This window comes from Thermoanaerobacterium sp. RBIITD (genome assembly GCF_900205865.1).
GTDB lineage: Bacteria > Bacillota > Thermoanaerobacteria > Thermoanaerobacterales > Thermoanaerobacteraceae > Thermoanaerobacterium.
The window spans coordinates 3330847-3354905 of record NZ_LT906662.1 but is presented as its reverse complement, the minus strand read 5'-3'; the positions used below and the strand labels follow the sequence as shown (position 1 = coordinate 3354905).

Below are 24059 nucleotides of genomic sequence, written 5' to 3'. Positions count from 1 at the left end.
ATTTGTATTCATTTTCAATATTTCTAAGGAGGTTATTATAGTGGAAGTTCTAAAAGTATCAGCTAAATCTCAACCTAAATCTGTAGCAGGGGCGTTAGCAGCTGTTTTAAGAGATAAATCTGTAGCAGAGATACAGGCAGTAGGTGCTGGCGCTGTAAATCAAGCTGTAAAAGCAATTGCAATTGCGAGAGGATTTGTAGCACCAAACGGAATTGACTTGATTACTATACCAGCTTTTTCAGAAATAGATATTAATGGAGAGGTGCGAACTGCAATAAAGTTCATAGTAGAACCAAGATAATTAAGACCTGCTAAAGCAGGTTTTAATTATTTTATGGTGAAAATTGAATAAAATTATGATAAAATTAATTGAGCAGGGGGGGTTTTATGTATCTAAAAAGATTAGAAATACTTGGATTTAAATCATTTGCAGATAAAGTAGTATTAAATTTTGAAAGAGGTATCACAGCAATCGTAGGACCTAATGGAAGTGGGAAAAGCAATATATCAGATGCTGTAAGGCTCGTCCTAGGTGAACAAAGTATAAAAAGTTTGCGCGGCAACAAACTCGAAGATGTAATATTTGTCGGCACAGAAAAGAGAAAACCCCTTGGGTTTGCTGAAGTAAATTTAACACTTGATAATAGTGATCATACTTTGCCACTCGATTTTACAGAAGTTGTTGTTACAAGAAAGATATACAGATCAGGCGAAAGTGAGTTCTACATAAATAAAACTCCGTGTAGGTTAAAAGATATATATGAACTTTTTATGGATACAGGAGTAGGGAAAGATGGATATTCGATTATAAGCCAAGGAAAAATTGATGAGATATTGGTGGCACGCCCAGAAGACAGAAGACAAATATTTGAAGAAGCTGCTGGAATTTCAAAATACAAGTACAAAAAGGAAGAGGCACTAAAAAAGCTTGCTGCTACAAATGACAACATTAATAGATTAAGTGATATTATAAATGAACTTGAAAATCAATTAAATCCTTTATATGAACAAAAAGTAGATGCAGAAAGGTATTTAGAGCTTATTGAAGAAAAGAAAAAAGTTGATGTAACTATTTATGCTAATAATATAGATGATTCATTAAAAAAGCTTAATAAATATGAAACAGATTATATGTTTGTAAAAAAAGAAATTAATAAAGTAAAGGTAGAGATTGAAAAACAAAAAAGAATAATTGAAGAAGAAGAATCAAACATAAATGAATTAAAAAATAGTATTGATGTAAATAAAGAAAATTATTTTAAATATATCAATGAAATAGAGACTATAAATGGGAAGATAGAAGTTTTAGATGAAAAAATTAGAAATAGTCAGGATAATATTGATAGGTTAAAAAAATCTATAAATGAAAGTAAGGTTAAGGTAAACTTAATAACAAAAGATATAGAAAATATTAAAAACAATTTAGAAAATTTGAAAGCCGAGAAAAAGGAATTAGAAAATAATTTAAAAAACGGGTCAGAAAAATATGAAATATTAAAAAAGGAAGAGGATTTAAAAATAATTAAAATTGAAAATGCAAAAGAAGATATAGTAGATATTTTAAATGATATCGCTGAAAACAAAAGTAAACTATCTACAAGTTTATCTATGAAAAATAATATGACAGAAAAATTGCTGAATATAAATAAGGCACAAGAAAGCTTAAAAAAAGAGGTTGCCGAAAAAGATGAAGAAAGAATAAAAATAGACAATGAAATAAATTTATTAAATGAAGACATAACACGATTATATAATGATAAAAAATTATCAGAAAGGGAATTAAATATCTTAGATGATAAAATAGAAGAGCAAGTGAGAGAACATACAAAAACATTAAATGATTTTAACAATACAATATCAAGGTTAAATATATTAAAAGATATGGAAAAGGCTTACGAAGGATATAGTTTTAGCATAAAAAATTTAATGAAATATATTGAAAATAATAATAACCTTAAAATTAATGTCATTGGTGTTGTTGGTGAATTAATTAAGGTAGATAGTGTATATTCGTTGGCTATTGAAATAGCCCTTGGTTCGGCTATTCAGGATATAATAACTAAATCTACAGATATAGCTAAGGAATTGATATCAATTTTAAAGAAATATAATTTTGGAAGGGCTACATTCTTACCTCTAGATAATATTAATTATAAGCCTTTAAATTTATCAATAGATAAACTTGACGGTGTTGTAGGTATTGCGTCTGACATAATTGAGTATGATAAATCAATTGAAAAAGCAATAAAGTTTATATTAGGGAAAGTCGTAATTGTAAAAGACATTGATACTGCAATAATGCTAACAAAAAAGCTCAAAAATCAGTTTAAAATTGTTACACTAAATGGTGATGTTATAAACCCAGGTGGTTCTATTACAGGGGGAAGCATAAGCCGTAAATCTCAAAATATTTTAAAACGTAAAGATGATATTAAAAATCTAAATGACAGATGTTTAAATCTAAAAAAAATATTAAAAGATATAGATGAGTGTAAATTAGATTTAAATAGAAAAAGAGAAGTGATTGATAGAAAAATTGAGGATATTTTCTCCAATATTAAAAAAGAAGAATCTCAGATAGAAGAATATAAAAAGCGGAAATCTATCATAGAATTTGAAATAAAAAAATTATCAACAATAATTAATGATAATGAGGCTGAAAAAAAACAAGTTGAAGAGTCTATAAAAAATTATATTGATGATATTAAAAATTATGAGAATAAAATTTCGGACCTTAAAGCAAAAAAGACGTCAATTGATGATTTAATTAAAAATTATAAGGAAAATCAAGACAACAATAGTGAAAAATTAATAGAATTGGAAAAAATGTTAACAGACTATAAAGTGGAATTAGCAAAATATGAACAAAATATACAAAACGAAATTCGTATATTAAATGAAAAGCAGGATGAATATGAAAATTTAATAAAAAATATAGATGATATGGAAAATAGCCTTCAATTATATTTAAATTCTAAGGTTATGTATGAAGATGATAAGAAAAAATATATAAATGATAATGAAGTATTAAATAATAAACTTAATGAAACTAAAAAATTAATACAAGAATATGATGATTTATTAAAACAAAAATTAATTATATTTAAAGATAAAAAACAGGATTTGGCAATAATCGAAGAAAATCATTCTAAACAATTAGAAAAAGAGCACAAATTAGATATAAACATTCAAAAAATACAGATGGATATTGAAAATATGAAGAATCGTTTATGGGAAGAATATGAAATAACCTTGAGCACTGCTAAAGCTTACATAATAAATGAAAATATAGCAATACTAAGGCAACGTTCTTTAAGACTTACAAAAGAGATTAGAGACCTTGGTGCAGTAAATATAAATTCAATAGAAGAATATAAAAATATTAAAGAAAGGTACGATTTTTTGAAAAAGCAATATGACGATTTAATTAATGCGAGGGCCTCATTAAATTTAATGATAGATGAAACTAATAAAATTATAAAAACGAAATTCAAAGATAATTTTAAATTGATAGAGATACAATTTAAAGAAACATTTAAAAAGCTATTTGGTGGTGGTCATGCAGAATTGATTTTAACTGATCCAGATGATTTATTAAACACAGGTGTTGAAATAAATGTACAGCCACCAGGTAAAAAACTGCAAAATATAACTTTGCTATCAGGTGGTGAAAAAGCCCTTGTTGCAATATCTTTATTATTTGCAATGATATTAATACGGCCTACGCCCTTTTGCATTCTTGATGAGATTGATGCAGCACTTGACGATGCAAATGTTGACAGGTTTGCATCTTACTTGAAGGAACTATCTAAAGATTCACAGTTTATTGTTGTCACACATAGAAAAGGTACGATGTCTGTAGCTGATATTATGTATGGTGTTACAATGCAAGAAAAGGGTATTTCAAAATTGTTATCGTTGAAGTTAGAAAGTGCATAGAAAGGAATGAAAAGCATGTTTAATTTTTTCAAGAAAAACAAAAAAGAAGATGCTAATTTAGAAAAGGATAAAAAGGGGCTATATCAAAAATTAAAAGATGGTTTAACTAGGACAAGAAATAATTTTACGGCAAAAATTGATAGCATTTTATCTTTAGGAAGAAAAATAGATGACGAATTATTTGAAGAATTAGAAGAAATTTTGATTTTAGCCGATGTTGGTGTAGTGACTACTGAAAAAATTATAGAAAATATGAAAATTAAGGCAAAAGAGCAAAAGATAAAAGAAGCCGATAAGATAAAAGATTTACTTGCAGAAGAAATATACAATATCATGGAAGCTAATGAAATACCATTTAATATAACATCTCCAACTCTGATCTTAATTGTCGGCGTAAATGGTGTTGGCAAAACAACTACAATAGGTAAACTTGCCAAAAAATATAAAAATGAAGGTAAAAAGGTCTTGCTTGTAGCTGCAGATACATTTAGAGCCGCGGCAATAGATCAATTAGAAGTTTGGGCTGGCAGAAATAATTGTGAAATTATAAAACATGAAGAAGGTTCTGATCCAGCATCAGTAGTATTTGATGGTATAAAAGCGGCAAAGGCAAGAGGTGCTGACATAATTTTGTGCGATACAGCAGGAAGGCTCCACAACAAAAAAAATCTCATGGAGGAACTAAAAAAAATATATAGAGTAGCTCAAAGGGAATTTGATAATTCAAATATTGAAACTTTATTAGTTTTAGATGCTACAACGGGTCAAAATGCGGTACAGCAAGCAAAAATCTTTAAAGAAGCAGTAAATGTAACTGGAATTATTTTGACGAAGCTTGATGGCACAGCGAAAGGCGGCATTGTAGTATCGATAAAATCCGAACTCGATATACCAGTAAGGTTTATTGGCGTAGGAGAGGGAATTGACGACCTTCAAGAATTTGATTCAGAAAAATTTGTTAGAGCATTGTTTGAATGATCTTATCAAATGAAAGATTATAAGCCGGGTGAAAACCTGGCTTAGTTAATATTGTTAGAGCGTTTATTTAATATATAAAACAAAATATTTTGTTTAAAGGTGGAGATAATGTATGGAATTTCTAACACAAGGTGAAAGGGTTAGGAAAATTAGAAAGATGCTAAAGTGGATGACGCAATCAATTAATAAAATTCTCGACAGTATCTCTTTTTTTAAGTTGACATTTTGTATTACATAAATATTTATGTGAGACCTTTTTATAATTTTTACGTCTTTTATTATAGATGCAGTTTATGTGGGAGGTTAAAATGGATTATCCAGATCTTGAATATTTATGCGATAGAACATGGCCGTTATTATTTAAATACGTCTATTATAGAGTGAATGATGTGGATGATACAAATGATATTGTTCAAGAAACATATTTGAGGGCAATTAAAAATTTTGGAAACGTGCGGGATAAAAAATTTTTTTTGCCTTATTTAAAAAGCATTGCTAGGAATATTATGATAGATAAATACAGAGAAAAGAAAATAAGTGATATACATTTTAATGAAATGAATGTGGAGATGTTTTCTGATAACGTAATGTTAGAAGAATATGTTGTAAATCTTGAAGAGAAAGATCGCCTTTATTCTTGCCTATTGTCTTTACCTGAAAAATACAGAACAGTTATAGAACTTCGCATTATAGAAGGTCTCAGCCTAAAAGATTGCGCAAAGATATTGGGCAAGAGTACATCAAGCATAAAAAATATTCAGTATAGAGCAATAATTAAATTGCGTGAATTGATGAAAAAGGAGGCATTGCGAAATGAATAGTGATGACCTTAATTAAGCTTATTGATGAATTAAATATTAACAGTAAATCGACTTTTGATGATGAAGAAACGATATCACTGCTAAAAAATTTAAAAGATTTGAAAGACGTGTATTATAAAGACAAAGATGTGATTAAAAGCATCAAAGCTAAAAAAAAGAGGAAGTCATCGCTTATTGCTGCCACCTTGATATTCTTCACATCAATACAATTATTTAATTTACCTTTTATAGGTACAAAAATCGGGGATGGTACCTTAACACCATCTTATAACATCGTTTATGCAATGCAGAAAACTTATGATAGTGTGAAAACCATAGTACTTGATACAAGCATTGTAGAGACAAATATAAAAAATAATAAAGTGATAAAAAAGGAGTCCTGGAAAGAAATATATGCAGGGCCATTAAGCTATCGAATGGAGGGGTGTGATCAAATATTGATTGCTGATGGCACTAAGACACTGAACTATGATAAAAAATCGAAAAAAGGTGTTTTGAAATGGACTAATCCATTGGCATCACCTGTGTTGGAACTAAAATCGCAAGTGGATGATATATATAAATATGGTAATTATAAACTGGTTGGAAGTGAAAATTTAGACGGTATCGACACTAATGTAATTAAAGTTGAGACAGAAATAAAAAAAAGTAAAGTAAAAGTTAGAATAAAAACAGACACATACTGGATTGACAAAAAGACAAATTTTATAGTTAAACATGAAGAACTAAACGGAGATGTCAAAAGAATAGTAACATATAATATAGATTTCAATACATTAGTAAATAAGGATGATTTAAAGCCAAATTTGCCAGAAGATGTATATGTATATAATACTTTTGACAACATGTATATATTTAACTCAATAGAAGATGCTAAAAAAGCATCAGATTTTGATTTAATTATACCTGATAAACTTCCCACAGGCTTAAAATTCTTCAATGCATGGAAATACAAAAAAGATCCTAATCCATCTAATCCTTATAATCACTCTATTCAATTGTGCTATTACAATGAAGATTACACTAAAGTAGTTTATATAGAAGAGTTTAATAAAGGCGATAAAATACTTATAAAAATTTCTACAAATTTCGTACATGGTGAACTAAAACCTACAATAGATGACTTAAAATCAAAGTACAGAAATATTGATATTACTCTGTCAGAGTCAAGTGTTTATTGATTAATATTGAAAGGATTCTTTATAAAAATTTGTGCAATTCTATATTTTGCAGCACGTGATTTTGTGGCGAATCAATATGGCATGTATGTGAGTCATTCTTATGACTTAAACGTCTCTATATATAGTATGTTATGCAGGAACTATATAAAAACAAGGGTTGATAGAAATGAAGGTATATATACATTTAGCATTAGCATATCTGAAAAAACAAAGAGGAAGGACGATTGCTTTAGTATTAGGTGTCGCTTTGGCAGTAATGCTTGTATTTGGTACAAACGTCATATCTGAAAGCCAGAGCAGAAATCAGCTTGCTAATATTTACAAAATGTATGGAACATATCAGGGCATATTTACTAATCTAAATAAAGACATGGTAAACAAAATAAAAAATGATAAAGACGCAAGTAAATCTGCAGTAGCTGCTAATTTAGGAAATCTCATTACTGACAATGGTATTTCAATGATATTAAATTCAACAGACAAAGACTACATGGAAATGAATGGATACACTCTTATAAAAGGACATCTACCAGATTCTCCAGGTGAAATAGTGGTAGAGTCTCAAACACTGAAGAAGATGGGACTTAAAGAAAAGCTGGGTGAGACAATAAATTTTAAAGTCAAGAAAGAATATAAAGATGAAAACGGCATGAACCAAATATACATGGAAAACAAATCGTTCAAATTGGTGGGGATATTAGATAAGCCCAAACAATATTATGATGGATACTATTCACTGAGAGGGTTCACATACTTTAAAGAAGGCGAAAAAAATGTATTGCCTGATAATCTGACAACATATGAAGAAATCGTCAAGCTAAAATCAAATGCAAACCTGTCGGGAAAATTAAATCAGATAAGAGAAAGGTACAATATAGGGAGACAGGACTATGAAGTAAATAGCCAGCTAATAGCAGCCCTTAATGATTTTAGTGCTCAAAACACAAATGCTTTTACATATCAGTTTAATATATTGATAGTAATTACAGCGATTCTTCTTATATATAACATGTTTAACATATCTTTAATAGACATGATAAAACAAATAGGTATGATGAGGGCTATAGGGTCGTCAAAGAAACAAGTGAGACTGATAATAGGATTTCAAAGCTTATTTATTCTCATCATTGGATTAGTTCTTGGCCTTTTGATGGGAATTGCATTTTCCTACTTTGGAATTAAACTGTATAGCTTTGTATCTACCAATATAGATGTATCAGAATCATCAGTATACATAAGCATGAAAAACGTATGGAATGCTGTAAAAGTTGGAGCCTTAACTGTCATAGTTTCAAGCATAATACCGATATGGATATCAGGCATGATATCACCAATAGAAGCTATGAGAAAGAGCGATAGATCAGGTGGAAAGCAAAGAAATAGAGGATACCATAAGTTTATAAAAAAGATATCTGGGATAACAGGTGAGATGGCATATAAAAATGTGTGGAGAAATAAGTGGAGGACTATAATAATAGTTGTATCAGTAGCAATGGCAGGATATTTATTTATAAATGATATCGCAGTTGTTAATAAGGAAAGTTTAATTAGTGCAATGTCTATTACAATTACCAACATGCAGGATAATGATTTTAAACTATCATTTGGTACAAATACAGACCCTTATTTTACAGGTTATACAAATGATGATGTAAAAACCATATCTCAGATAGAAGGAGTGAAAAAAGTAGGTACAAAGGTATCTATGGAAGGTTTTTTGGAATCTGATGTAAATGATTTAGAAAATGACTTTAAAAAGTACAATGGAATTTCAAATACAAATAAAAATGTGGAAACAACGATAGAAGTAAAAGGCTATGATGATGATCAGTTGCAGGGATTTAAGAAGTATATAGATAAAGGGTACATGTCATCACTGAATAATTCATCAGATAAATATCCAAATGCAGTTGTGTATAATTATTATTATGATATTTTAAATAATCATAAGCTCGAAGGAATTAGAAAAGATTTAAATGTAGGTGATATCATAACCATAAGGATTCCTGTTGCCAAAGGTGATAAGATAACATATGAAGAGCAAAATGTCAGAGTAGGTGCACTACTAAAACAGGAATGGATATTTAGAGGGGATAGTACGCGAGGAAGGTATATGGAGGTAATACTTCCTCAGAAATACTTAATGACCATTTCAGGGAAAAGTACATATAACCAGATCAGTGTGCAGTCTAAACCAGGAAGGGATACTTATGTGTATAATAGAATAAACAAGATTTTAGAGAATAAGCCATTTGCAGAAATGGAAAGTAAGCTAAGCTATATTGAGACATATAAAAACTTTGGTACTCGAAAATTAAAATCCGATTTTTTGATTGTATCACTAATACTGCTAATAGCAGGCATGAATGTATATAATACGCTAAAAACCAACTTATTGATACGTACAAATGAGTTTGCCACACTTAGAGCAATAGGCATGACAGCCAAGCAGCTTAAAAGCATGATAATAAAAGAATCGATTATTTATGGCCTTTTAAGCAGCATAATAGCGGCTTTAATAGGTGGATATAGAGTTTATAGATTTTATAAAATGCTAAATGTAGACTATAGCCATGGATTTGGTGCTACTCATTTGCCTCAATTTAAATTTCCAGTTATACCAATACTATTGTACAGTGCTATAGTTATAGTTATATGCATATTGTCATCTTATGTATCTGCAAAGAAAGTAGAAAAGCTTAATATAGTAGAAGGGCTTAATGTAATTGAATAAAAAAGATATGCGATTCAAAGAGTTAATCTCTTATACCGTTATGAACGTTTATCCCTATATAATAAGAAATTAATAAAATAAGGGAGGCAAAAATGAATAAATATCTTTTTAAAGTAATTTCAGCATATATAAAAAAGTATAGATCAAGATCATTAGCTATTTGTCTTGGCATTATCTTATGTACAGCATTAATAGTAGGAGTTGGAACTCTAGCTGATAGTGCCAAGCATGCTAATGTAACTAAAACAAAATATGAAAGCGGAATCTACCATGTTAGGTATAATATCGATATAGATGAATCAAAACTCAAAATGATAAAAAATGAACCGAATGTTGAAAAAATTGGCATCTCTTCATACTACGATTCTACTGTACCTGATGGGCGAATAATTCTAAATATAATAAAGGCAAATAAAGATTATGTACAGTTAACTAATTCTAAGGTAATTAAGGGAAGGTTTCCGGTAAAAGATGATGAAATAGCTATAGAAGAATGGGTTTTAAAAAACATGGGGGTAAATCCGGAGCCAGGTACTAAGATTAATTTCAATTTATATGGGAAAAAGACTAACGAAACATACATTTTAACCGGGATTTTACAAGATAGGCCACGGTTAAAATCATCAGGGCAGATGGAAGCCATCCTTAATCTAAATGAAAATGATTCTTATAAAGATGCACAAGTTTATGTAGAGTTTGATGAAAATACTGACATAAATAAAGATATACAAAACATAGCCGAGGACTTGAAAATAGATAATAAATATGTTAGAAAAAATAATATGCTTCTGGAATCATTAGGAAGCAGCAAAAAAATAGATCCTACTTTTTTATTGATATCACTTATTGCAGGGGTAGTATCATTAATAGTAATTTTAGGCATTTTCAATATATCCATATTACAAAGGCTATCTGAATATGGAATAATGAGGGCAGTTGGAGCAGGTTCCTTACAGATTTTGATGCTGCTTTTTTATGAATTATTAACTTTACTACTTATTAGCACACCAATCGGAATTGTGGGTGGTCTTGCGGGAGCGAAATTTTTAAGCTCAATAGCAGGGAATCTATTCACAGAAGGCAAAGTCGACATAAAAAATATAGTTCTATCTCCGAGAGTTTTCTTGATGTCCATAATAATTAACCTTATTTCTATAATTATAGTTACGTTGGTTACATATAGAAGCATAAAAAGGCTAACGCTTATTGACTCAATAAGAAAAAATTTAAACACGGATATAAAATACAAAAAAGTATTAATTAAGACAGATTTCTTATATAGAATTCTACCATTTTCAAAATACATTTCATTTAGAAACATCTTTAGAAATAAAAAAAGTTTCTATATGATAATTCTATCTATGTGCTTGGGGAGCACTATATTCATAATATCAAATTTTTACGCAGAGCTTACAGCAGCTCAAATAAATAAAGAGGCCGAAACATCAAAGATAAATACCGATTATAAAATAGAAATAATACCCGGTACAAATTTATCAGTGGGTATTCCTTTTGAAGACATTCAAGAAATAAAAAACTTAGAAGGTATAGAAGAAGTTAAAACAATACAGCCGATATACGGGAGAATGAAACTGAAAAAAGAAAATATAGCTGAGCCTTTATATTTTGAACAGATAAATGACTCTCCTTATTTTAAAGAAGTACTTAATGGCCTGCTTGTTAAAGAACCAAATAGTGACGAGTACATATTGAAAAATGATATTTATGGATATGATGATAAGCTTCTTAAAGAGATGAAAAAATATGTAAAAAAAGGACAGATAGACATAGAAAAAATGAAAAAGGAAAAAATTGCTATTATTGCCATACCACATCCAATGAACACTAAACATTTAAGTCCTGATGTGGTGAATTTAAAAGTTGGAGACAAGATAACGGAAAGTTTTAGAAAAGATGGGGATACAGGAGAAGAATTTTTTAGAATGGAAGATGCAAATGCACAATTTAAAGAGGAAGAATTTACTGTGGGAGCAATAGTAGAAAAATTAATAGATTCTTCCGATTATTATGCAGGCAATAATAGTGTTCAAGTTGTCATATCTAACGATATTTTACAGAAAATAAGCGGATTTAAAAATTACAGACTCATTGATATAAATGTAAAACCAGGTTATAACAGTGAAAAATTGTACAATCAGATTTTGAAAATTGCTAAAAGAACACAAGGAGCAACAGTTTTAAATCTAAGCAATGAAAAGCAGAAAATAAAGGCATTTGCGACAAATCAGCTTATATTTATAAATACCATTGTAATAGTACTATTTGCCATAAGCTTCTTAAATATAATCAATAATGTAAGTTACAGTTTAATATCGAGAGTAAATGAGTTTGGCATGATAAGAGCCGTTGGCATTACAAACAAAGAATTCAGAAAGATGATAACTTTTGAAGGTATGACATATGGAATATTTTCAAGCACTTTGTCTGTGATATTTGGACTGACTGGACAGGTGATATTATTTAAATACTTAGGTCCAATTTTAATCACTCCAAAATTTACAATTGATTGGAAAATATATCTTTTCATAGTAATAATAAATATCCTTTTAGGATTTTCAGCTACATTTATTGTATCAAAAAGGGTAAAGCGTATGAGTATAGTAGAATCTATCAGCACAATAAATTAGGAGAGGAGCATTTATATATGGTTATATTAAAAACGATAAATTTAAACAAAGTTTACGGAAAGGGTGAAAATAAAGTACACGCACTAAAGGATATAAACATAAAGTATTTAGCAGATGAACCCACCGGTAATTTAAACACAAAAACGACAGGTGAAGTAATGAACCTAATAAAAAGTTCTATTAAAAAATATAATCAGACACTTGTATTGATAACACATAATGAAAATATAGCACAAAGTGCAGACAGAATATTATCTATCGTTGACGGAGAAATACGATAGAGATAATGATGGCGAGAATGGACATGGAACTTCTTGCGTATCAACTATAAAGAGAAAATTAATGATGTTGAAATATTTGTGGTAAAAGTATTGGGCAAAGATGGAAGAGCAAATAGGCAAATATTTGAGGATGCATTTAGTTAGGAGGCATATAATAGATGTTTAAATTATCATTACAATATATCAAATATTACAAAAAAAGGACTTTTTCTGTGTTGGTGGCTATAATCCTAAGTGTTGCTGTTATTGCAAGTATAATAATATTGGGCCAAAGTGCCAACCAGGCAAATATTGATAGCATAAAATATGACGAAGGAAGTTACCATGTGGTTTTTACAAAATTAGACAATGATCAGATAGAGAAAATAAAAAAGGATAAATCAATAAAAGACAGAGGATTTGCAGAGTATTATGATTCGGTTGCCTTAACTGATGATTTTTATTTGAATATTCTAAGGGCAGATAAAGAATACATAAAATTAGGAAGCTCTTTCAGTGGTAATTCATTTATCAAAGAAGGAAGGTATCCAGAGAAAGATAATGAAATTGCTGTTGAAGAGTGGGTCTTAAATGTTCTTGGGAAAGAACCTAAAGTTGGCAGTGACCTGCAACTTAAACTGGAAGACAGAAGGGAAACAAAAACGTATAAATTGGTGGGAATATTGAAAGACAGACCAGAATTTAAAAGAAGTATGACCTTACAGGCATTTTTGCCTATTAGTGACGATTTTAAAGGAAACAGAAATATTTCTATGGTGACATTTAAAGATGAAAACAATATAAATAAATTGACATCTTTACTGGCAAAGAAATTGAATGTGAAGAGCGATGACATAGTTAAAAACACGACGCTAATAGAGGCATATGGGAAATTAAATAATATATATAAAAACAATATTTTTTCATTACTTGTAATATTGGTAGCTTCTTTTATAGTTATATATGGAATATACAGCATATCAATTCTTCAAAGAATATCAGAATACGGAATTTTATTAGCTATAGGTAGCAGTAGAAAGCAATTGATTGAAATAACATTATATGAATTGCTTATATTGAGCACAATGGGTGTCCCTATAGGTATTATATTAGGCCTGATCGGTTCAAAGCTATTAAGCGGTTTAGTTGGAAATGTATTTACTGAAGGAGCTGTCAACATAAGCCGGCTTGTTATAACTAAGGAAGCCTTTATTATACCTGTAATTGTTACAGCAGCCGTCATACTTTTGATTGTTATTGCAGTCTATATAACCATATCAAAGATATCACCTATAGAAGCTATAAGAAAAAATTTAGGACTAAGAGAAAAATGCAATAAAAAAATATATAAAAAAGTAGCCTCAGGGAAAAACCTGTCCATATATTCAATTGTAACTAAAAGGAATATTCTTTCTAACAGCAGAAGCTTTATAATGATTATACTATCAATAAGTATTGCAGGCATACTTTTTATAAATGCAAGCTACTTAAGTTTTTTAGAAGAAAGGCAAGTAGACAATATAGCAGATAGCATAGGGTATAATTCCGACTATAAAATAAATCTTGTACCCGGTGCGAAAAAAACCGACGGGTTAAGTAGCAAAGAACTAGAGAGAATAAGGTCATTAAACGGAGTAAGGGATTTATCAGCTATACAGGTAATATATTCAAGACTTATGTTAAGCGGTGAACATATATCCGAACCTATGTACTTTGAAAATTTAAACAGCACTCCATATATAAAAGATTTGATGAACGGGATGTTAGTTAAAAATTTAAAGGCGGCTGATAAATCGGAAGAATATATTTTAAAAGATAATATGTACGGTTATGATGATAAATCTCTTGCCAAGTTAAGAAAATATTTGGTAAAAGGCAAAATTGATATTGACAGGATGAAAAAAGAAAATCTTGCCATTGTGAGGATACCCAATCCCATAAATACAGAAAATAAAAGGCCTTACGTTGCAAATTTCAAAGTGGGAGATAAAATAAGAGTTGCTTTTTCAAACAAGGGAACAAATTCTGAGGAAAGCTGGAAAATTAATTATAATGACGATAGCTATGAATATAAAGAATATACTGTGGCGGCAATAGTAAACAATCTGTTGGATTACGATAATTATTATACTGTAAATAACAGCGTTGATGTTGTCCTATCCTCGGATATATTTAAAAAGGATACGGGGATAACTCAGTATAAGATTATAAGCATCAACAAAGAAAGAGGAGTAAATCATAATGTCTTATATAAAAAGATTAAATCAATAATTGATAAGAGACCTGGAGTAATTTTAAGAGATTTAGATAAAGAAATAGAAAATTTTAATATACTGAATGAAAATAAGCACAGATTTATAAATGCAATTGTAATGATACTGTTCATTATGGGAGTATTTAATATAGCAAACAATATTAAATATAATATTGCATCGCGAATGAGAGAGTTTGGCATGTTAAGAGCTGTCGGCACTACAAACAAAAGCCTGAAAGAGATGTTTTTAGCTGAAGGGTTCTTATATGGAGCTATATCAAGTGTAGTAGTAATTATCTTTGGAGTGTTGGTTCAATATATTTTATATAATAAATATTTAGCTATATATATAAATCCCATCTTTAAGATACAATACAGAGAATATTTGATTGTTATCATTATAAATTTTATAGTAACAATTGCAACAACATACCTATCATCTATGAATATAAGAAAAACAGCAGTAGTTGATATGATCAAAAATGATCAATGACTCCAAGTTAAGCGTATGAGTATAGTAGAATCTATCAGCATAATAAATTAGGAGAGGAGCACTTTATATATGGTTATATTAAAAACGATAAATTTAAACAAAGTTTACGGAAAGGGTGAAAATAAAGTACACGCACTAAAGGATATAAACATAAATGTAGAAAAAGGTGAATTTTTGGCAATCGTAGGACCAAGCGGAAGTGGAAAATCAACATTGCTCCACTTATTAGGAGGACTTGATAAACCAACAGAAGGAACAGTTGAGATAGATGGTGTGGATATATATAAGCTATCTGAGGACAAATTAGCTATATACAGGAGGAGAAATATAGGATTCGTATTTCAGCAGTACAATTTGATACCAGTATTAAATGTAAGAGAAAATATAGAAATGCCAGTAAGACTAGATAAAAAAATACCAGATAAAGAATATATAGATGATTTGATAGAATTTTTAGGGTTAACAGAAAGACAAAGACATTTACCAAATCAGCTTTCAGGAGGGCAGCAGCAGAGAGTGGCAATAGGCAGAGCATTGGCAGCAAAGCCCAGTATAATATTAGCAGATGAACCCACGGGGAATTTAGACACAAAAACGACAGGTGAAGTAATGAACCTGATAAAAAATTCTATTAAAAAATATAATCAGACACTTGTATTGATAACACATAATGAAAATATAGCACAAAGTGCAGACAGAATATTATCTATCGTTGATGGAGAAATACGATAGAGATAAAATTATTCAAATTATCAATGGAGGATAGAAATGAATGTATATATACATTTAGCATTAGCATATCTGAAAAAACAAAGAGGAAGGACGATTGCTTTAGTATTAGGTGTCGCCTTGGCAGTAATGCTTGTATTTGGTACTAACGTTATATTTGAAAGCCAGAGCAGAAACCAGCTTGCTAATATTTACAAAATGTATGGAACATATCAGGGTATATTTACTAATCTAAATAAAGACTTGACTGAGAAAATAAAAAATGATAAAGACGTAAGTAAATCTGCAGAAGCAGCTAATCTAGGAAATCTCGTTACTGATAATGGTATTTCAATGATATTAAATTCAACAGACAAAGACTACATAGAAATGAATGGATACACTCTTATAAAAGGTCATTTACCAAATAAGCAAGGAGAAATAGTATTAGAATCACAGGCTTTAAAAAAGATGGGACTTAAAGAAAAGCTGGGTGAGACAATAAATTTTAAAATCAAAAAGGAATATAAAGATGAAAACGGCATGAATCAAATATACATGGAAAACAAGTCCTTCAAATTAGTAGGGATATTAGATAAGCCCAAACAATATTATGAGGGGTACTATTCACTGAGAGGGTTCACATACTTTAAAGAAGGTGAAAAAAATGTACTGCCTGACAATCTTATAACATATGAAGAAATCGTCAAATTGAAATCAAAGGCTAATCTATCGGGTCAGTTGAATCAGATAAGAGAGAGATATAATATAGGAAGATGGGATTATGATCTAAATATACAACTGGTAACAGCACTTGATGATTACAGTTCTCAAAATACGAATGATTCTGTACGTCATTTTAATATTTTGATAGTAATTACAGCGATTCTTCTTATATATAACATGTTTAACATATCTTTAATAGACATGATAAAACAAATAGGCATGATGAGAGCTATAGGGTCATCAAAGAAACAAGTGAGACTGATAATAGGATTTCAAAGCTTATTTATTCTCATCATTGGATTATCTCTTGGTCTATTGATGGGTATTGCATTTTCATATATTGGGATGAAGTTGTTTAACTTTGCATTTTTAGATGTATCACAATCAACAGTGTACATAAGTGGGAAAAACATATGGAATGCAGTAATAGTCGGTACAGCAACAGTCATATTATCAAGTATAATACCCATATGGATGTCAGGCAGGATATCACCGATAGAAGCTATGAGAAAGAGTGATAAATCAGGAAAAAGGCAGAAAAATAGAGGATACCATAAGTTTATAAAAAAGATATCTGGCATAACAGGTGAGATGGCATATAAAAATGTGTGGAGAAATAAGTGGAGGACTATAATAATAGTTGTATCTGTAGCAATGGCAGGATATTTATTTATAGATGATATTGCATTTCTTAACAACCGAGATGCGGTGTATAATACAACACCGTATGTTTTAAACATGCAGGACTATGATTTTAAATTGTTGTTTGGTCCAAATATAGATCTATATTTTACAGGTTATACAAATGATGATGTAAAAGCCATATCTCAGATAGAAGGAGTGAAAAAAGTAGGTACAAAAGTATCTATGGAAGGTTTTTTGGAATCTGATGTAAATGGTTTAGAAAATGACTTTAAAAAGTACAATGGAATTTCAGATACAAATAGAAATGTGGAAACAATGATAGAAGTAAAAGGCTATGATGATGATCAGTTGCAGGGATTTAAGAAGTATATAGATAAAGGGGACATGTCATCGCTGAATGATTCATCAGATAAATATCCAAATGCAATAGTATTTAATTACTATTATGATATTTTTAAACATAAGCTCGAGGGAATTAGAAAAGATTTAAAAGTTGGTGATACCATGACAATAAGGATTCCTGTTATCAGAAATGGCAAAATAGCATATGAAGAGGGAAATATCAGAGTAGGTGCACTATTAAAGCAGGAATGGACAGCTAAAGGTGACAGTACACGGGGAGCCAGGATGGAGATAATCCTTCCTCAAAAGTACTTAATGACCATTTCAGGGAAAAGTACATATGACCAGATCAGTGTGCAGTCTGAGGCGGGAAAGGACACTTATGTGTATGATAGTATAAACAAGATTCTAAAGGACAAGCCTTTTGCAGGTGTGGAAAGCAAGCTAAGTTATATAGAAAAGAGCCAAAAAGGATTTACGGGAGTATTGAAATCAGACATGGTGATCGTAGCATTGATATTACTAATAGCAGGCATGAATGTATATAATACGCTAAAAACCAACTTATTGATACGTACAAATGAGTTTTCCACACTTAGAGCAATAGGCATGACAGTCAAGCAGCTTAAAAGCATGATAATAAAAGAATCGATTATTTATGGCCTTTTAAGCAGCATAATAGCGGCTTTAATAGGCAGTTATAACGTTTATTCATTTTACAGTTTGGTAAACAGGCAGTACAAGGCTGGATTTAACATAAGCGAAAGGCTGCAATTTAAATTTCCAGTTATACCAATACTATTGTACAGTGCTATAGTTATTGTTATATGCATATTGTCATCTTATGTATCTGCAAAGAAAGTAGAAAAGCTTAATATAGTAGAAGGCCTAAACATAATCGAATAAAAGATGAGGTGGAGATTATGAGCATATTAGAGACAGTAAAATTGACTAAGATATACGGTAAAGGTGACAATAAAGTAGAGGCTTTAAAGGAAGTATCAGTTTCTATAGAAAATGGAAAATTCACTACTATAATAGGCCCCAGCGGTTCAGGTAAGAGTACGCTGCTTCACTGCATGGCAGGACTAGATGTGCCTACATCAGGTGAAGTATTATTAAATGGTGAGAATATATTTAATCTATCAGAAGAAAAACTTTCGATACTGAGAAGGCGAAACTTCGGATTTGTATTTCAAAGCTTTAACCTTATACCAGTTATAGACGTGTATGAAAATATAACATTGCCAGTATCATTAGATAATAAAAAAATAGATAAGGACTACATATCGGAAATAATAGAAATTTTAGGACTAGAGAGCAAGATAAAAAGCTTTCCAAATGAACTCTCAGGAGGACAGCAGCAAAGAGTAGCAATAGCAAGGGCACTATCAAACAAACCAGATATAATATTTGCAGATGAACCAACAGGTAATTTAGACAGTAAAACAGCGGATGAAGTGATGAAATTCTTTAAACTCTGTGTAGAAAAATTTGGACAGACTTTGATTATGGTAACTCATAATAAAGATATAGCAGCATCAGCAGATGTATGCATAACAATACAAGATGGCAAGATTCTAAGCTACTTGAACAATTAGGAGGGTATTTTTACAGCTTGATTGCAATGAAAGCAAAGGTTTGTTTATAAGTCTTAATTCTTCAAGAGAACTTTTAGGCATGGCTTTAATTAAGTCTCTGCATACTTTTTTGCTGGGGACTTTATGTCATTTAATTTTTGTGTACGCATTATCATATCTCAATTGGTCCATGTGAAGAAAGCGAGTATTTCCTTGAATTACAGAATCAGTCATAAAGTCAATAACTTCGGCTGGCTGAAAGACAGCATTTGGCGCTTTTTTAAAGGATAATATACTTGAAAGAATTTTATCAAAGCCGATTTTTTCTTTGAATGCTTGTATATATGTGAAGGTTACATTATTTGATACTGTAAAATTGTCAAAAATTGTTGGTAAAATATATTTTAAAAACCCCTTTTCTCTTGTAAGATTAAGTGTTAAACCCATATTATGGAGATTCTCCTTTCTGTTAATTTTTTTGTTTGACACTTAAATTTTATCAGAAAAAGGAGAATTTCCATATATTTTTATATTTTTTGTAAAAAATTTTTTCACATTTTTTAGTCTTTAAATAGCTCTATTTGGACATTTTGTAAATTCATCTGCTGAATCCAAGTTTAATAAAAGTAAGAATAAATATGTTGAAATCAAAGGCTTTAAAGATTTTTAATTAAATATTGAAGTGTGTTTTATGTTCCCGCAGACTTATTGTTTGGGGAATTTTCTGTTTGAGGAGGTAAAGAATTTTCACAGTATTAGATATTTGCGAAAAGGTGTGGGAATTTGTGTACTTGTTCACAAAGATACAATTGATTGTTAATTATGAAAAAAATATAAAAATTTTTTTATAAAAAACTGTAACAAATCTTTTAAAAATTTGTCTTATATTGTGAGAGAGTAAATTTGAAAGTTTTACGGGAGATTTATATGGGAAATATGCAAATATATGATGAAATACTTCATTCATACAAAAGATGCGTAGAAGCAGGGCTTACAAGTTCGATTGCACATCCTGCAATAATTTCAAGAGGAAATGATTTGCAAATCAGATTAAAGAAAAATATGACATTAATTGAGACATTTAAAAATGTTGTTGGCAATATTTTAAGGAGCTTAAAGGATAAATACATATTTTTATTAACTGACGATGAAGGATATCTTTTGGATACGATGTGTCATGAGAAAATCCTATGTCACATCAATTTTGACTGTTCAATTGGCATATCTTTTAAAGAAGAAGCCATAGGTACAAATGCCATATCAATGGCGATGAAACTAAAAAGATTAGTATATTTGGAACCCCAGTATCATTATTGTGACATTCTAAAAAAATGGCATTGCATTGCTGCTCCAATAATTGTAGATGAAAAAATAATAGGATATTTAGATGTTTCAACGATAGAAAAAGATATGACAGAAGAAATGAATGTGGTTGTCGAATTGCTTTCAGATAAAATTGCCAATGAATATAAAAACTGTTTAAAGAATTCTGAACTAGTAAACAAAAATATAGATTTTACAGACAAACAAATAAAAATATTGATAATGCTTGCAAAAGGCTATAAAGAATTGACAATATCAAGAGAACTTGGGATTAAACCAGTTACTGTAAAATATCATAAGAAGAAAATAATTGAGAAACTATGTGTAAAAAGCATTCAAGAAGCAATAGTAGAGGCAACAAAGTTAAATTTAATAGATATTGAATAAACTAGACTATATCTTTGTATAGTTTTTTGGTTTTTATGTAAAAACTATACAAAGATATAGTAGACATTGGAAATTTATCATTGTAAAATGAAAATAGAGAAATCAATTCGTTAAAGAATTGATTAAATATTTAATATCAAAGGGAGCATAGCTGACATCTACTTCATGTAAGGCAGAACGAAGGAATTAAGGACAAAGATCCTGTGAGACATGGGAGGGTATGACACATGAGCTTAAGTGGAATCCATAAGCCAAAATATGGAAAAAACAATAGAAGCTTATTTAGGTTACTTATCACATGTAAAATTCATAAATAAATAGCATTAATATAAATGAGGGCTTCTTTGAAGATCGTGAGAATCTGAGAATGAGTGAGATATTAAAAGAAAATTAAAAATTATAAATGGAGGGCGGTGTACATGTGAACCCTTCAAAAATTGTTTTTAGTAATTATACGCATACCATTGAATATGATAACAACGTTGTAATATATAATAGAAAAAGTGGACAATGGATTAGAATATCAAAAGGAAGTATATGATATATTTAAATATGTTGTAAATAATAGATTAGATATTGAGGAATTAAATAACTGCATAATAGATAATGAAGATAAAAAATTTATAACAGAAGTTTATAATAGACTTCTTAATAAAAAGCTTATTAATAATACTTTTGAATCTAATAATATCAAGTCAATTGGTTTTGAACTAACTAATAGATGTAATTTAAAATGTATTCATTGTTGTATAGATGCAGACATTACTCATAGATATGAACTTTCAACACGCTTCGCTCATATACAAAAATTTACTTCGTGAGTTTTCAGACTGTACTTTTATTGACAACTCCAGATGGTTAATTGGGACTTCCTCAAAAAACTAAAGAAAAGCGAAAGGAGGTACACATCATGTTAAATATAAGGTCACCGGATATATTATCAGGCAACAAAAAAGGCTCCAATTTATCCACCTAATTCTGACCACTTAAAGTCTTTGATTAAGAGGATATTAGAGAGCCTTGCACTACAAAGATACACCCAAAGGGGTGTAAAGTCAATCATAAAAAAACAAGGAGGAATATTGCAATGAAACGTACAGTTACATTTTTGATAGTAGTATGTATGCTCGTATTAAGTCTCTCATCCGCATTTGCAGTAAGTGTAAATGATAAAGTTGATAACTCTCAGACAGTTGTCAATTTGCTTGTCGATTCAATCAACAAAGGCGATTGGAAAACTTATGTTGATCTACAGGCAAATATAAATCGAGAAGGTATTCAAGGGTTTATCAATGACGCTGATAATGCAAAGAATGGGTTGGGTATATTTAATGTAAAATCAGCAAAAATTAAGGAAATGAAAGCCCTTTCAGATGATGTGGTTGCCCAATTAACTAATCTATCCCAGTATAAACAGCAGTATAATGAAGTTCAGGCATATTTGGTTGGGATAGATTACAGAGTAAAAAAAGAGAACAAATATTTCTTCAATGGAGTAAATTATAACTTAGTAGTGTTGGGCAAGGAAGCCGACAATTGGAAAGTAATTGAAATGTCAGATGCTCCATTGGAAATACTTATACCCGCTGGTTATGGATTTGGCAGCGAAGATGAGAAGGAAGCACTGAAAATAATTAAAGCTCGAATCAATGGTGATATTGTTAATAAAGAAGGAAAGCTTATTGAAAGTAATAAAGCCAGTTACCGCGGCATTCAAATTGAAAAAGGAATAAACTCTGCAGATATACAAGAAGCTCCAATGGGAGTGTTATCAACAGGCGATCACGTACGTCCTGATTACATAAGGGTTTATCATGATCGTTCTTCATCGGATCCCAATTACCACAAAACAATAAGTACAGATTTCTACTATTATGTAAAAAACGTACTTCCCAATGAATGGTATTCAACTTGGCCTTCGGAATCGTTAAAAGCAGGTGCAATGGCTGTTAAAATGTACGGCTGGTATCATGTTTACCATCCAAAGTGGCCTTCGCTTAATGCTGACGTAAAAGATACAACAGCAGACCAAGTGTTTATTGATAATACAGAGGTAAGTTCCACTACAACTGCAATAAATAATGTTGGAGGCGTAGGGTTAGAAAATTCAAGTGGAGCTGTTTTTGAAACACAATACTTGGCAGGTACACAAGGACAGCCTGGAACACAAAGCTCAGGTAAAATGTCTCAATGGGGGACAAAATATTGGGCTGACCAGGGAACAAAAACTTATATTCAAATGTGCCACTATTACTACGATAACTCTGATAAGTCATCGGGTGCAATAGCGACATTCTCGTATTAAAAGTAAGCTGATATGCGTTGAAAGATTCCCTTTTAAGTGGTTCTTTCAACGCGTATAATATTAATTAAGTAAAATTATTACAAAACGGAGGCATATAAATGAATCGATTCTTTATTTTGCTATTTTCAGTCATATTCTTGTTGAGTTTTACATCTTGTTCAAATGAAACCAAAAAACTTAACACTAATCCTGAACAGCAATTGAATCAATCCCAAAATACACAATTGAAACAAAACATTCAAACCGATCTTTATCAAATCTCAATTCCAAAAGAATGGACAGCAGAGAAATTAGATGGGAATATACTTGCATTTAAGAAAGAAAACAAAAAGATAGGTGGACTGGATATTATAGGATATTATCCAGAACAACCAATTTCACAGCTTGAGCCAAACCATTCAGAAGTTATCGAATCAAAAACACTTGAAGGATTTTTTACGGAAGTAGTGAAGGAAAAACTTAAAATTACACCCCCGGCTGCATCTGGTGAAACAACTGTAACCGAGCAGGTACACCTGTTTTTTATTATCAAGGAAAAAAAGATTGCTTATGACCTATATTTTAATACTGCTGATGTTGATGAACAAACCGCTTTGAACATTGCAAAAAGTTTAAAATTAAAATAATATATAATAGCTTTATACCGGGATTTGGTATGGCGGAGAAAGTTACTTGTTGATAATTTGGCACTTCAACGTTTTGCGCTTGGCTATTAATATAACCAATTATGCTATG

At 30.3% G+C, this 24059-nt stretch carries 16 protein-coding genes and 1 pseudogene; 16 read left to right on the top strand and 1 reads right to left on the bottom strand.

Annotation, left to right across the window (positions count from 1 at the left end):
* The first annotated feature begins 40 nt into the window (after positions 1 to 40).
* The 12 genes from CPG45_RS16375 to CPG45_RS16320 all read left to right on the top strand — a co-directional run bounded on the left by CPG45_RS16375 (position 41) and on the right by CPG45_RS16320 (position 19330).
* The gene (locus CPG45_RS16375; protein WP_096233307.1) at positions 41 to 301 is read left to right on the top strand and encodes a stage V sporulation protein S; all 261 of its coding nucleotides are present in this window, start codon (positions 41 to 43) and stop codon (positions 299 to 301) included.
* A gap of 86 nt (positions 302 to 387) precedes the next feature.
* On the top strand, positions 388 to 3939 hold the full coding sequence (gene smc / locus CPG45_RS16370; RefSeq protein ID WP_096233305.1) for a chromosome segregation protein SMC: 3552 nt from the start codon (positions 388 to 390) through the stop codon (positions 3937 to 3939).
* Positions 3940 to 3954: 15 nt separating this feature from the next.
* Positions 3955 to 4917, top strand: coding sequence for a signal recognition particle-docking protein FtsY (gene ftsY, locus CPG45_RS16365; protein ID WP_096233304.1), 963 nt, complete (start codon positions 3955 to 3957; stop codon positions 4915 to 4917).
* Between the two features lie 308 nt (positions 4918 to 5225).
* The gene (locus CPG45_RS16360; protein ID WP_096233302.1) at positions 5226 to 5738 is read left to right on the top strand and encodes an RNA polymerase sigma factor; all 513 of its coding nucleotides are present in this window, start codon (positions 5226 to 5228) and stop codon (positions 5736 to 5738) included.
* Between the two features lie 2 nt (positions 5739 to 5740).
* Complete coding sequence (locus tag CPG45_RS16355; protein ID WP_231968878.1) at positions 5741 to 6919, top strand: LolA family protein; 1179 nt, start codon at positions 5741 to 5743, stop codon at positions 6917 to 6919.
* Positions 6920 to 7085: 166 nt separating this feature from the next.
* The gene (locus CPG45_RS16350) at positions 7086 to 9653 is read left to right on the top strand and encodes an ABC transporter permease (protein WP_096233300.1); all 2568 of its coding nucleotides are present in this window, start codon (positions 7086 to 7088) and stop codon (positions 9651 to 9653) included.
* 92 nt (positions 9654 to 9745) lie between these two features.
* The gene (locus CPG45_RS16345; protein WP_096233298.1) at positions 9746 to 12301 is read left to right on the top strand and encodes an ABC transporter permease; all 2556 of its coding nucleotides are present in this window, start codon (positions 9746 to 9748) and stop codon (positions 12299 to 12301) included.
* 17 nt (positions 12302 to 12318) lie between these two features.
* Positions 12319 to 12582 (top strand): P-loop NTPase family protein, encoded by a 264-nt coding sequence (locus CPG45_RS16340; protein WP_096233296.1) that lies wholly within the window; start codon positions 12319 to 12321, stop codon positions 12580 to 12582.
* A gap of 158 nt (positions 12583 to 12740) precedes the next feature.
* The gene (locus CPG45_RS16335) at positions 12741 to 15308 is read left to right on the top strand and encodes an ABC transporter permease (protein ID WP_096233294.1); all 2568 of its coding nucleotides are present in this window, start codon (positions 12741 to 12743) and stop codon (positions 15306 to 15308) included.
* 69 nt (positions 15309 to 15377) lie between these two features.
* Positions 15378 to 16040: an ABC transporter ATP-binding protein gene (locus tag CPG45_RS16330; RefSeq protein ID WP_096233292.1), complete on the top strand. Its 663-nt coding sequence runs from the start codon at positions 15378 to 15380 to the stop codon at positions 16038 to 16040.
* Between the two features lie 36 nt (positions 16041 to 16076).
* The gene (locus CPG45_RS16325) at positions 16077 to 18635 is read left to right on the top strand and encodes an ABC transporter permease (RefSeq protein WP_096233290.1); all 2559 of its coding nucleotides are present in this window, start codon (positions 16077 to 16079) and stop codon (positions 18633 to 18635) included.
* Positions 18636 to 18652: 17 nt separating this feature from the next.
* Positions 18653 to 19330 carry an ABC transporter ATP-binding protein gene (locus tag CPG45_RS16320; protein WP_096233289.1) on the top strand — a complete coding sequence of 226 codons (678 nt, stop codon included), beginning with the start codon at positions 18653 to 18655 and terminating at the stop codon, positions 19328 to 19330.
* Between the two features lie 18 nt (positions 19331 to 19348).
* Here CPG45_RS16320 and CPG45_RS16315 read toward each other — a convergent pair.
* Positions 19349 to 19756: pseudogene (locus CPG45_RS16315) on the bottom strand (IS1380-like element ISTps2 family transposase); the annotation flags it as partial.
* Positions 19757 to 20236: 480 nt separating this feature from the next.
* Here CPG45_RS16315 and CPG45_RS16310 point away from each other — a divergent pair.
* From CPG45_RS16310 to CPG45_RS16295, 4 genes are all read left to right on the top strand, one after another.
* Positions 20237 to 21019 (top strand): LuxR C-terminal-related transcriptional regulator, encoded by a 783-nt coding sequence (locus tag CPG45_RS16310; RefSeq protein WP_013297959.1) that lies wholly within the window; start codon positions 20237 to 20239, stop codon positions 21017 to 21019.
* Between the two features lie 503 nt (positions 21020 to 21522).
* Positions 21523 to 21840, top strand: coding sequence for a hypothetical protein (locus tag CPG45_RS16305; RefSeq protein ID WP_096233287.1), 318 nt, complete (start codon positions 21523 to 21525; stop codon positions 21838 to 21840).
* A gap of 266 nt (positions 21841 to 22106) precedes the next feature.
* Complete coding sequence (locus CPG45_RS16300; protein ID WP_013297957.1) at positions 22107 to 23324, top strand: SpoIID/LytB domain-containing protein; 1218 nt, start codon at positions 22107 to 22109, stop codon at positions 23322 to 23324.
* Between the two features lie 98 nt (positions 23325 to 23422).
* On the top strand, positions 23423 to 23950 hold the full coding sequence (locus tag CPG45_RS16295; RefSeq protein ID WP_013297956.1) for a hypothetical protein: 528 nt from the start codon (positions 23423 to 23425) through the stop codon (positions 23948 to 23950).
* Positions 23951 to 24059: the final 109 nt, after the last annotated feature.